Source organism: Phocaeicola sartorii JCM 17136 = DSM 21941, from assembly GCF_054653615.1.
This window is the reverse complement of sequence record NZ_BAAIFW010000005.1, coordinates 3,258,947-3,272,058: the sequence shown is the minus strand read 5'-3', so window position 1 is coordinate 3,272,058 and position 13,112 is coordinate 3,258,947. Positions and strand designations below refer to the sequence as shown.

Here is a 13,112-nt window from a genome sequence, read left to right as displayed (position 1 = left end):
TTTGCCAATTACCATGCGGAATATTGCGCAGCCAATTGGCATATTAGCACATTGATATATTAGCGAATTATTTAGTTCAGTCCGATTTCTTCGCACACCCTCATTTCCATTCCTTTATATACCACCACTACTTTGTGCAGTTGCGTGCTGCCCACGGCACTCTTTACCTTTTCAGTATCGGCATAGCGGTCAGCCTGTGCAATAGCTTCCAGGCGAAGCTCTTCTATGCGGCTGTCGGGATCTTTATATTTGGCGTATTTCAATTCTATGATGTAACTGTGTTCCATATCTGGATAGATTTCCAGCATCGGACATAGGAAGATGTCGGCATATCCCTCCTGTGTATCCGCTTCCGAGATGGGGCGGTAGAATCGGTTCTGCGCCGTCATGGCCAAGGTGAAACCATGTACGAAAAACTCGCCTTTTTGTTTGTCACGCTGCGAGGCATACCGATGCAGGCAGTCGGCAATATAGTCGAAATAGGATTTCCATTTCCCATCGTAAGCCAACTTTGACGCCAGTTCGTCTTTTTCGTAACTGCTAAAGCTGAGATCGGCTTCGTTATAGGTATTCAGCAGATAGGTGTACAGTTGTTCTTGTACCACCTGGTTGGGGATGGTGAGTTTGGTTTTGCCTTTATGCACACCGCTGATAGTGAGCATGCCGAAATAATAGAGCAGGCTCACGAAGTTATCCGGTTGGGCAATGCTGACTGCCGGGAATCCATCCTTTAATTCTCCCGTAATGTATCCCTGGCTTACCAGGGTCTGTATGATAGAGGCATCATGGGCAAACTCCTTGTCCTTGCGGATAAGCATACGCAGCTTTTCGTAATCAATGCGGATATTGCTTTCTATCATATTGCGGGGTACTTTGCCATACAATATATAGTTCTTTACGAAGTAGAGTACCATGTTGGAATTATACATGGTGGTTTCTCCGTAGCATTCTTGCGCAAAGCAATAGTTATCATACCACGGTTTCATGATTTCTATCAGTTCGTCAATGGTGTGGCGGAAGGGGCTGTTGGTGGAATAATAGGCCAGCATTTCGCGCACTTCACTTTCTGTGAATCCCATCATTTCATTGAATTCCGGTGAAAGCGAGTAGTTAGTACCGATGTTGAATCCGCTGGTCAGGTCGTCCATGGTCACGGGGCTGACTCCGGTGATGAAGCACCGCTTGATGCTGGAATAAGTTCCGGCTTTCACTTTGTTGAAAAATGCACGCAGATAGCCTTCCTTGTGTGTCTCTTCCGTGTACCGGTGCAGGCTTTCGGCATCGGAGAGGATGGCATTGGTGAAATGGTCGTATTCGTCAATAAAGAGATAAATCTTTTGGTGGGCGCGCTCACATTCATGATAAAGGTAATCGAACTGGTTGACCGCTCCGTCTTTTGTGTCCAATATTTCCTTGATACCTTGTGGCAGAAGATCAGCATAAACATCGCAGAAGTAATCGAAGCAGATTTGGCAATGTGCATCCAGTCCCTGACGGTAATTATGCAGTCCGCCCTCTATGCCGGAGAAGTTGAGATAGAGTACCAGATAGCTGTTGCGGTCCTGTGTGGGATGCTTTCCTATGTAGAGGTCACCATACAGGTCATCGAAAATGTCGCGGGTACGCACATCATAATAATGTTGCAGCATGCTCAGAGTCAAGCTTTTGCCGAAACGGCGGGGACGGATAAAGAAGAAGAACCGGTCTGCTTGTTCTATCAAAGGGATATAAGAAGTCTTGTCCACATAATAATAATTGTCGAGACGGATGTCCTTGAAGTTCATCATGCCGTAGGGGAGTCGCTTCCTGTCTGGTACTATATATTCCATAATTCAAGTTTTTAGGGGTTCACGTTTGAATGACGTGCAGGCAAAGATACACTCTTTCCATTACTTCCCCAAACAAACATTTCTTCTTTTTTGTTCCGCAAGGCAACCTGATGCTTCGTTGGCAAAGCAAGTTAAGTTATTTTTGGGGAGAGGCTGTCCTGCCACATTGCACAAGCTTGCCTTGTTCGTGGAACAGACTAAGCTTGTTCGTGGAACAGACTAAGCTTGTTCATGGAACAGACTAAGCTTGTGAAATTGAACTTAAACAAGAACCGAGGCGTTTTTATACTCTCTTTATGAGTACAATTTCCTAAATAATTCGTTTCTTTACGAAAAGATTCATCGCTTATGAAGATAAAACATCTGTTTGTTTCTGTGCTGTTTGCAGCCGGATTACAATTTGTTACGGCGCAAACCGCCCTGCAACAACAATTTACAAAAACTCCCGTACAGGAAGCCCGTCCCTGGACATTCTGGTACTGGATGTTTGGCGCTGTAACTCCCGAAGGTATTACCGCCGATCTGGAAGCTATGCACCGTGTAGGTTTGGGTGGAGCCTATCTGATGCCCATCAAGGGAGTGGAGCAGGGACCTCAATACGAAGGAAAAGCCCAGCAGCTTACCCCCGAATGGTGGCGTATGGTCACTCATAGTATGAAAGAGGCCGACAGGCTGGGAATGCAACTGGGAATGCACATCTGTGACGGCTTTGCCTTGGCGGGAGGACCTTGGATTACTCCCGAAGAATCCATGCAAAAAGTGGTATGGAGTGACACCATTGTGAACGGTGGAAATATCCGGAATCTCACTTTGCCCATGCCCGAAGCACTGGATGGCTATTATGAAGATATCGTTACCTACGCCATTCCATTGGAGCGTCAGCCTGAGGATACTTCATTGAAGCCGAAGGTAACTTTCGGCAATTTGAAACAGGCCGTTATCAAAGATGAATCCAAGGCTGTGAACAGGGATGAGAAAGGAGTCTTCCGTTCCTCTTATCCTTGTTGGATTCAGTATGAATATGCAGCACCTGTGACTTGCAGCAATGTGGAAATTATTTTGGGAGGAAATAACTACCAGGCACATCGCCTGAAAGTATTGGCCAGTGAGGACGGACGGACGTTCAAAACAGTGAAGCAACTGGTCCCTGCCCGGCAGGGATGGCAGAATACGGATTTCCAGTCTACTCATGCCATCCCTCCTGTTACCGCCCGTTACTTCCGTTTTGAGTGGACTCCCGTGGGAAGCGAACCGGGTAGTGAGGATCTGGATGCAGCCAAATGGAAACCGAATTTGAAAATCAATGATATAGTCCTTCATACGGCTCCACGTATTCATCAGTGGGAGGGAAAAGCAGGACTGGTATGGCGTGTGGCTACTGCTACTACTTCAACGGAAATACCCGATGCGGCTTGTGTGCAACCGGATGAATTGATCAATCTCCCTTTGTATCAGGGTAGGCTGACCGCCCGTTTACCCGAAGGTAAATGGCGTATTCTCCGCATGGGACATACGGCAACCGGACATGTGAATGCTACTGCCGGAGGTGGTAAAGGATTGGAATGCGACAAGTTCAGCACCAAGGCTGTTCAGAAACAGTTCTCGAACTGGTTTGCGGAAATGTTCAAAAAGACGGATGAAGCCGTGGCACGCCGTGTATTGAAATATATGCACGTAGACAGTTGGGAGTGTGGCAGTCAGAACTGGAGTGATAACTTCGCGGCGGAATTTAAGAAACGCCGCGGATATGATTTGATGCCTTATCTTCCTTTGCTGGCAGGTATTCCGATGGAAAGTGCCGCCCGCAGTGAACAGATATTGCGGGATGTCCGTACCACCATCGGAGAACTGGTGACTGATGTGTTCTACACCGTATTGGCTGACTGTGCCCGTCAATATGATTGTCGTTTTTCTGCCGAGTGCGTAGCTCCTACTATGGTCAGTGACGGATTGATGCATTATCAGAAAGTGGATCTGCCTATGGGGGAATTTTGGCTGAACAGTCCTACTCATGATAAACCCAATGATATGCTGGATGCCATCAGTGGCGCGCATATTTATGGAAAGAATATTATCCAGGCCGAAGGCTTTACTGAAATTCGTGGCGTATGGGATGAAGACCCTGCCATGCTGAAACCTTTGCTGGACCGTAACTATGCACTGGGTATCAATAAACTCTTCTTTCATGTCTATACCCATAATCCCTGGATGAACCGCCGTCCCGGTATGACCTTGGACGGCATCGGACTCTTCTTCCAGCGCGACCAGACCTGGTGGGAGGAAGGAAAATCTTTTGTAGATTACATCACCCGTTGCCAGACTTTGTTGCAATACGGTCATCCGGTGGCTGATATCGCCGTCTTTACCGGTGAAGAAATGCCGCGACGTTCCATTTTGCCCGAACGGTTAGTTTCGATGCTTCCCGGTATCTATGGAGCCGAACGGGTGGAAAGCGAACGGATTCGGCTGGCTAATGAAGGTCAACCCACCCGTGTGCGTCCTGTCGGTGTTACCCATTCGGCAAACATGGCCGATCCCGAAGACTGGGTGAACCCGATGCGTGGCTATGCCTACGATTCTTTCAACAAAGACGCTCTGTTACGTTTGGCAAAAGCGGAGAATGGAAGAATGGTACTTCCGGGAGGAGCTTCTTATAAAGTATTGGTGCTTCCTACAGCCCGTCCTATGAATCCTGATAACCTGCCGTTGTCTCCTGAGGCACAGGCAAAAGTAGAGGAACTCCGCGCGGCAGGTGTCATTATCCCGCAATTGCCTTATCGGGAAGATGATTTTTCTTCTTTCGGTGTGGAACGGGATGTACTTCTTCCTGCTGATGTGGCATATACTCATCGGAGCGGGGAAGAGTATGAGATTTATTTTGTGGCTAACCAAGTGGACAGTTTGCGTACATTCAATGCTTCTTTCCGGATTGTAGGACGCACGCCTGAATTATGGAATGCGGTAACAGGAACCATTACCCGTCCGGCACAATGGAAAGAAGCGGACGGCCGTACCGAAGTCGCTTTGTCTTTACCCGCCAATGGCTCTGTATTTGTCGTATTCCCCAAAGAATCTTCAGAAGTTTCTCCGGAACGGACCGAAAGGGAACCTGTATCCATATCGATCAAGGAATGGACAGTAACATTCCCTTCCGTGCGCAAAACTGTCACTCGTCCGGTATTATTTGACTGGAGTAAGGAAGAGGATGAAAAAATAAGATATTATTCCGGACATGCCACTTACAGAGGGTTATTCAGATGGAAGAATGAACAGGACGGAAGAATTATTCTTCGGTTGGGTAAAGTAGCCAATGTAGCGACTGTACGTGTCAACAGTATTGCATGCGGTACGGCTTGGACAGCTCCCTATGAAGTGGACATTACCGATGCGCTTCGTAACGGAACCAATGTTTTGGAAGTGGAGGTGGTGAATACCTGGGCGAATGCGCTCCGTGGGGCAGATCAGGATAAAGCACCTTTTGAGGGGATATGGACGAATGCAAAATTCCGTCTGCCCGGAGATGATTTATTGCCTGCCGGATGGATGGGGCCTTGCGAGTTTTTTAAAACTAAAGAATAATGGTAATTACACATAACATGAAAAATAAGAAACTACTACTGGGCATTGCTTGGGCATGGTTGACTTGCCTGTCGGCAAATGCGGAAGTGAAATTGCCCGCTTTCTTTTCAGACGGCATGGTGATGCAACAGCAGACTCGTGCCAATTTATGGGGAACAGCTACTCCCAATGCACCGGTAAAGATTACAACAAGTTGGGATAAACAAACCTATAAAACTACTGCCGATGCAAAAGGCGCGTGGAAACTTGCTTTATCCACCCCCTCTGCCGGAGGCCCTTACACGATCACTTTTGATGATGGAAAGCTGACCGAAATACGTGATATCCTGATGGGGGAATTATGGTTATGCTCCGGTCAGAGTAATATGGAAATGCCCATGAAAGGTTTTAAAAACCAGCCGGTGGAGAATAGCAATACAGATGTGATGAACAGCCGTAATCCGCAACTCCGCTTGTTCACCGTAAAGCGCACTTCCTCGTTTACTCCGAAAACAGATGTGGTGGGAACCTGGCAGGAAGCTGTTCCGGCAACCGTGCGTGAGTTTAGTGCTACTGCTTATTACTTCGGTCGGATGATACAACAGCAGTTGAATATACCTGTGGGTTTGATTGTGGCTTCTTGGGGAGGTTCTGCCTGTGAAGCCTGGATGCATCCGGATTGGTTGAAGGCATTTCCCGAAGCAAAGATTCCTCAATCGGAAGCCGATATCAAGTCAAAGAACCGTACTCCGACTGTACTCTATAACGGTATGCTTCATCCGCTCATCGGATTAGCCATGCGTGGTGTCATCTGGTATCAGGGGGAAGATAACTATAACCGGGCTTCTACTTATGCCGATATGTTCAGTACACTGATACGCGGGTGGCGCGAAGAATGGCAGCAAGGCGAGTTTCCCTTCTATTATTGTCAAATTGCGCCCTATGATTATGGAATTATTACTGAACCGGGCAAGAATGTGATAAATTCGGCTTATCTTCGCGAACAACAAGCTATGGTAGAACACCGGGTTGGAAATAGCGGTATGGCTGTATTGCTGGATGCCGGAATGAAAACGGGGATTCATCCGGGTAAAAAGCGGGTGGCAGGAGAGCGGTTGGCACGGTTGGCGTTGGTAAAAACCTACGGTATGAAAGGGGTAACAGCCGAAAGTCCCTGTTATGAAGGAATGGAGGTCAAGAATGACACGGTAATTGTCCGTTTCAATCGGGCTCCGATGTGGATAAACTGCAAAGACCGTTTTGAATCTCACAACTTTCAGGTAGCAGGTAAAGACCGCGTTTTTCATCCCGCCAAAGCATGGATAGAGAGGAGTAAGATGCTTGTAAAAAGCGAGAAAGTGCCTCATCCGGTAGCCGTTCGCTATGGCTTTGAAAATTATGTGGAAGGAGACTTGTTTGGTGAAGATTTACCGGTCTCGTCTTTCCGCTCCGATGATTGGTAAAAATAAGAAAATATGAAGAATATCTTTACGTTTCTGTTATTCGTATTTATTGGCGGGCAGTCCTTATGGGGACAGCCTGCCAATTTGGTTTGGGATACTCAAAGCCGGAATGCTTCAGAGTCTATGCCCTGCGGGGGTGGTGATATCGGCATGAATGTATGGGTGGAGAATGACGATGTGTTGTTCTACCTCAGCCGCAGTGGTTCGTTTGATGAAAACAACTGCCTGTTGAAACAGGGGCGGTTCCGTGTCCGTCTTACTCCGAATCCTTTTGCCGGAGTTTCTTCCTTCCGGCAGACCTTGCATCTGAATGATGGCTATATAAGTATAAGTAGTGATAATGCCACCCTTATTATCTGGGCAGATGTATTTCATCCCGTGGTACATGTCGAGGTTGAAACGAAAGAGTTAACTTCCATGCGTGTAAATTTTGAAAGCTGGCGTTACGAAGATCGTCCGGTGCGGAAGGGGGAAGGCCAGCAATGTTCTTACAAGTGGGCTGTGCCTGCCGGACTCATGACTACGCGCGATTCTGTACGTGTGGGCGATGGTGCCTTTACTTTTTTCCATCGCAATCCTGAACGTACTATTTTTGATGTGGTAGTGGACCAGCAGGGAATGAATGAGGTGAAAGAACAACTGTATAATCCTCTGAAGAATTTGATTTTTGGGGGCCGTTTATCAGGTGACAATCTGGTTTATAACGGTACACGCCGCGGACATTATGCAGGTACTGAGTATCTGGCATGGATGTACAAAAGTAAGAAACCTACTTATAAGCAGTCTGCACGGATTGTCTTGAATACGGAACAAAGTACGGTTCCTGCATGGGAAGCATCCTTGGCCCGCACTGAGAAGGAAATAAATGTATCCAAAGACAAACAGGCTACTCGCCGTTGGTGGAATGATTTTTGGAAACGTAGTTTTATTGAGGGGGAAGGTGAAGCGGGAGATGCTATCCGTAACTATACACTGTTCCGCTATATGTTGGGATGTAATGCCTATAGTCAGTGGCCTACCAAGTTTAACGGGGGACTGTTTACTTTTGATCCTATGTATGTAGATCAGAAAATGGAATTTACCCCTGATTTCCGCAAATGGGGAGGAGGAACCATGACTGCACAGAATCAGCGTCTGGTTTATTGGCCCATGCTGAAAAGCGGTGACTTTGATCTGATGAAACCGCAATTCGAGTTCTATCAGCGTTTGTTGCCGACAGCCGAAGCACGTACCCGTACCTATTGGGGACATGCCGGTGCCTGTTTCACCGAACAGATGGAGAACTTCGGTCTGCCCAATCCTGCCGAGTATGGATTCAAACGTCCTGAAAGCTATGACAAGGGATTGGAATATAATGCATGGCTGGAATACGAATGGGATACGGTTCTTGAATTTTGTCAGATGATACTGGAGACGGCACGTTATAATGAGGCGGATATCAGCCGTTATATCCCTTTGATAGAAAGTTCACTTAATTTTTTTGATGAGCATTATCGTCAACTGGCAGCTCAACGCGGCCGCAAGGATTTAGATGGCAACGGCAAACTGGTGATCTATCCGGGATCGGCTTGTGAAACTTATAAGATGGCTTATAATCCATCCTCAACCATTGCTGCGCTGCGCTCTGTTTTACAAACCTACGGACGTAAACCGGACATGCTGGCACGTATTCCTGAGATTCCTTTACGCGTAGTAGATGGTAAGGAAATGATTGCTCCGGCACAGGCTTGGGAACGGGTAAACAATATAGAAACTCCCCAGCTTTATGCTGTATTTCCCTGGCGTATGTATGGAGTGGGCAAGGAAGGGCTGGAAATAGCCCGTAACACCTATCTATATGATCCCGATGCACAGAAATTCCGTTCACATACCGGATGGAAACAAGATAATATCTGGGCTGCCTGTCTGGGTATGACCGAGGAGGCTGCACAACTTACCTTACAGAAAATGGCGAACGGTCCTCATCGTTTTCCCGCCTTTTGGGGACCGGGTTACGACTGGACTCCCGACCATAACTGGGGGGGTAGCGGTATGATAGGTATGCAGGAAATGCTGTTGCAGGAAGCTGATGGAAAAATCTTATTATTTCCTGCTTGGCCCAAAGATTGGGATGTGCATTTCAAATTGCATGCTACAGGACAAACCACTGTAGAGGCTGTTTTAAAAGGGGGGACAGTGGTTGGTTTAACTGTACACCCTGAAGAACGGGAGAGAGATGTAGTAAATTGTTTACTGAATAAATGATTTAGGGTTAAGGAGGTGGGTTTCTTTTAGATTCATCTCCTTTTTCTTTATATATAACCAAATTCGGAACCTGTCATTCTTTTCATTTTTCCATTCTTGTCTATTTGTATGGCAATCAGTGCCGGACATTGTTTGACGGCTTAGATTGCCTTTGTCGTGTAAAACAAGAACCAAAATGTCTGATGTTTTGTTCTTAATATCATAAATAGATTCAAAATGGTTATGAAAAAGATTTTAATAGCTTTGGCCTTGTTGCTGACAGGCATTGCAAGCGGATCGGCATGTACTGGTATTTCATTCTTGGCCGAAGATGGTGGATATGTGCAGGCACGTACCATAGAGTGGGGGGATAGTTACCTTCCGAGTGAGTATGTTGTTGTTCCCAGAGGACAAGAATTGGTGTCTTATACTCCGACAGGTGTGAATGGTTTGAGGTTCCGGAGTAAATACGGCATAGTGGGACTGGCTATCATCCAGAAGGAGTTTGTGGCTGAAGGATTGAATGAAGTAGGCCTTTCGGCCGGATTGTTTTATTTTCCTCATTATGGGAAGTATGAAGAGTATGATGAGGCTCAAAATGCAACTACTTTGTCGGACTTGCAGGTGGTAAATTGGATGCTTTCCCAGTTTGCTACTGTAGACGAAGTGAGAGCAGCTATAGAAGGGGTGAAGGTGGTTTCTCTTGATAAACCCGGTAAAAGTTCTACGGTACATTGGCGTATTGGTGATGCTAAAGGAAATCAAGTGGTGTTGGAATTTGTAGATGGTATTCCTCATTTTTATGAAAACAGGGTAGGAGTACTCACCAATTCTCCCGATTTCCCATGGCAGGTGACTAACTTGAATAATTATGTAAATCTGTATCCGGGAGCTGTCACTCCACAACAATGGAGTGGGGTGATTATTTCGCCTTTTGGCGCAGGTGCCGGATTTCATGGCATTCCGGGAGATGTGACTCCTCCTTCCCGTTTTGTTCGTGTTGCGTTTTATAAGGCAACGGCTCCGGCGTGTCCTACAGCGTACGACGCTATATTACAAAGCTTTCATATTCTGAATAATTTTGATATCCCTATCGGTATAGAACATGCGTCAGGAAAAGTGCCTGATATTCCCAGTGCCACACAATGGACTTCGGCTATTGATTTGACAAACAGGAAAGTGTATTATAAAACGGCATATAATAACAATATTCGTTGTATTAATATGAAGAAGATTGATTTTGATAAAGTGAAGTATCAATCGTATCCATTGGATAAGGAGTTGAAACAGCCTATAGAAGAGATTGTTGTGAAATAGTGTGAGGGCTTGGAAGCAGTTGGCAGAAATACATGGACATTTCGAACGATGTGAATGGAAAATGGATAAAATGCACTTTTTTTAGAAAAAAATCCTAGAAATGTTTGCAGATACAAAAATAAACCATACCTTTGCACTCGCAATTCGGAAGAATGGCAATAGCAAAGGATTGATTCGCTAGCTCAGCAGGTAGAGCACAACACTTTTAATGTTGGGGTCTTGGGTTCGAGCCCCAAGCGGATCACCAGGTAAGAGGAATGAAGTTAATACTTTGTTCCTCTTTTTTTGTGCCTAAAAGCATTAATTACCTGTAAGTTATGGCTCAGAACTTCTATTCAACACCCCTAATTAATGACTTCGATGCTATCAAAGGTGATACTAATTCACCCGATACTTTAAGCACCGAAATTAAGCACGGAATCCAATCACCACTTTTCCAGCAGTCAGCCTTTGATGAAAGCCGTTAATAAACTGAACCTTATGGCTGAATATGACGCCCGTACAATGAATGTAGGTGCTGAATACAGCTTTGGGAAAGATTATATCAATGCCGTGATAGAGTTCAACCGCTGCCGTTACTTCTCCGGCGGACTGGTTTTTAAAATCCACCTGAAATAATAAAAGGAGTGGCTGTCAGTTTTTGATTTTCTTTTTATACACTTCTCCTCTGCTCATAACTTCCTTAACGAAATTGTAAGTCTCTACCCCTCGGAAATATCCGTTCTTACAAACCGGATCATTGAAATATTCTTCATTACTTTTAAGCAGGATATAGTCATCTACGCTGTTGTCCCATACATATTTATTCTTGCCATATTTTTCAGCCAGCGCCATGGCATCCAGTATGTGTCCTATTCCGGCGTTATAAGCCGCCAAGACAAATTTCATCCGTTCGTTTTCATCTTTTATCGCATTGAAAGAACGGGACGTGGCAGCGATATATTTCACGGCGGCCTTTATACTCTCTTCCGGATCCCGTTCTTTACCGGGAGGAACTCCCATAGCGCGTGCCGTCCGGGGCATGAGCTGCATTAATCCTTTCGCGCCGGCCCATGATACGGCTGTCGTATCAAAGTTTGATTCCGTATAGGCCAGGGAGGCTAAAATACGCCAGTCCCAGTCTATTTCTTTCGCATATTTCTTGAACAGAGCATCGAAGTGTGAAATCTTTCCGTCCTTGACGGACAAGATGGAACCGTGAGGTGTCCGTTTGCTTATTTCAAAATAACGCTTGCTGCTGGCCTGATAGGCGGGAGAAGTCATATTTTCCTGATGCCATTTAGTAGCCGCTTCACCTAGTAGCGGTGAGGTCTTACGTACGGCCCATGAGGCACGTTGGTCAAAACTGACTGCCAGGTTGATATTCAGATTGGGGTAATAAGTCTTGTTTAATTTGGCCAGGTCGTTGTCGCAGATGGCATAATCTATCTCACCATTGGAAACCTGCATGATTAAATCTTCGGTGGTGATGCTGTCATTATCGACTTCGTGTATCAATATACCGCCACCCAGTTCTTTATCCAGATTGATGAGACGTTCCAGATACTTTCCCGGTTTTACATAGACTTCTTTCCCGATTAATTCTGTCACATTGTTCAGTGCTTTCTTCTTTTTTTGAGTATTACGTTGTACCAATACCTGATGGGTGATGATATCTTCTCCGCAAAACTCTACACTGTCTTTAAACTCTTTGGTAACAGGCAGGTTATAGGCTATCAGGTCTCCTTCTCCTTGCAATAGCTTATGAACCAGATCACGGGCATTCTGTGCTACTTTTACTTTCAGTTTTACGCCCAGTGAACGGGCGAACTGATCGGCCAGCTCATACTGGAATCCCATAGGTTCGCCCCGATAATCGAAATAAGAAGTGGAACTGTTCAAGGTCAGGACTACTAATTCTCCGCTGTCTTTTATCTGTGGCAAATCATAATTTGTCACTTCGGCAGATTGTTGCCGGTTGCGGCACGCTATCATGCATATACAGGCAAGGACTAATAGCCAGACATTTTTCATTTTCCTAAAATCTTTTCAATATATAGTTTAAGGATTTCAATGGCCTTTTGGTTGTTGCCTCCATTGGGAATGATAATGTCAGCATATTGCTTGGTAGGCTCTATGAATTCGTCATGCATCGGTTTCAGAATGTTCCGGTATTTGTCTATCAGCATTTCCAAGGGGTGGCCGCGTTCCACCATGTCGCGGGTAATCACACGCAGCAAACGCTCGTCCGGTTCGGCATCCACAAAAATCTTCAAGTCCATCAGATCTCGTAACTCTTTGTCATAGAGGCTCATGATACCTTCCACAATGATGACTTCCTTGGGCTCTACATGAATGGTCTCGGACAAGCGTGTGCATACTATATAAGAATAGGTGGGTTGCTCAATGGGATGTCCTTTGCGCAGATCGGCAATCTGTTCTTCAAAGAGCTGCCAGTCAAAAGCGTCGGGATGGTCGAAATTGGTTTGTTTACGTACTTCCAAGGGAATGGATGACTGATCATTATAATAGGAGTCTTGTGGAATGACTGCAACGGAACCTGGGGGCAGGCTCTCTATGATTTTTCTAACTACAGTGGTTTTTCCTGAACCGGTTCCGCCGGCTATGCCAATAATTATCATAATAATAGACTGTATTTTAAAACAAAACTGTTACTTTTGCATCAGGCTAAATACCTTAGCCTTGTGTCAATTACAAAAGTAGGATAATTAATTAAAATATC

7 protein-coding genes, 1 tRNA gene and 1 pseudogene are annotated in these 13,112 nt (G+C 45.7%); 6 read left to right on the top strand and 3 right to left on the bottom strand.

What is annotated here, in order from left to right; all coding sequences use genetic code 11:
• Positions 1-71: 71 nt before the first annotated feature.
• On the bottom strand, positions 72-1,829 hold the full coding sequence (locus ACYQ0C_RS13960; RefSeq protein WP_016275991.1) for an AAA family ATPase: 1,758 nt from the start codon (positions 1,827-1,829) through the stop codon (positions 72-74).
• Positions 1,830-2,177: 348 nt separating this feature from the next.
• Between ACYQ0C_RS13960 and ACYQ0C_RS13955 the strand changes: the two genes are divergently transcribed.
• The 6 genes and pseudogenes from ACYQ0C_RS13955 to ACYQ0C_RS13930 form a co-directional block, all read left to right on the top strand.
• Complete coding sequence (locus ACYQ0C_RS13955; protein WP_016275992.1) at positions 2,178-5,408, top strand: glycosyl hydrolase; 3,231 nt, start codon at positions 2,178-2,180, stop codon at positions 5,406-5,408.
• A gap of 17 nt (positions 5,409-5,425) precedes the next feature.
• Positions 5,426-6,850 (top strand): sialate O-acetylesterase, encoded by a 1,425-nt coding sequence (locus ACYQ0C_RS13950; RefSeq protein WP_025017384.1) that lies wholly within the window; start codon positions 5,426-5,428, stop codon positions 6,848-6,850.
• 12 nt (positions 6,851-6,862) lie between these two features.
• On the top strand, positions 6,863-9,094 hold the full coding sequence (locus ACYQ0C_RS13945) for a DUF5703 domain-containing protein (RefSeq protein ID WP_016275994.1): 2,232 nt from the start codon (positions 6,863-6,865) through the stop codon (positions 9,092-9,094).
• A 216-nt stretch (positions 9,095-9,310) separates the two neighbouring features.
• Entirely contained in the window at positions 9,311-10,390 is a 1,080-nt protein-coding gene (locus ACYQ0C_RS13940) for a linear amide C-N hydrolase (protein WP_016275995.1), read from the top strand.
• A 171-nt stretch (positions 10,391-10,561) separates the two neighbouring features.
• Positions 10,562-10,637 (top strand) — tRNA-Lys (locus ACYQ0C_RS13935).
• Between the two features lie 206 nt (positions 10,638-10,843).
• Positions 10,844-11,008 (top strand): annotated as a pseudogene (locus ACYQ0C_RS13930) (YjbH domain-containing protein); the annotation flags it as partial.
• 15 nt (positions 11,009-11,023) lie between these two features.
• On the opposite strand, the gene ACYQ0C_RS13925 reads toward ACYQ0C_RS13930, so the two are convergent.
• Together ACYQ0C_RS13925 and udk are read right to left on the bottom strand one after the other, a co-directional pair.
• Positions 11,024-12,403, bottom strand: coding sequence for an MltF family protein (locus tag ACYQ0C_RS13925; protein ID WP_016275998.1), 1,380 nt, complete (start codon positions 12,401-12,403; stop codon positions 11,024-11,026).
• Positions 12,400-13,011, bottom strand: coding sequence for a uridine kinase (gene udk / locus ACYQ0C_RS13920; RefSeq protein WP_016275999.1), 612 nt, complete (start codon positions 13,009-13,011; stop codon positions 12,400-12,402). Before udk ends, ACYQ0C_RS13925 begins: the two co-directional genes overlap by 4 nt.
• Between the last annotated feature and the right edge of the window lie 101 nt (positions 13,012-13,112).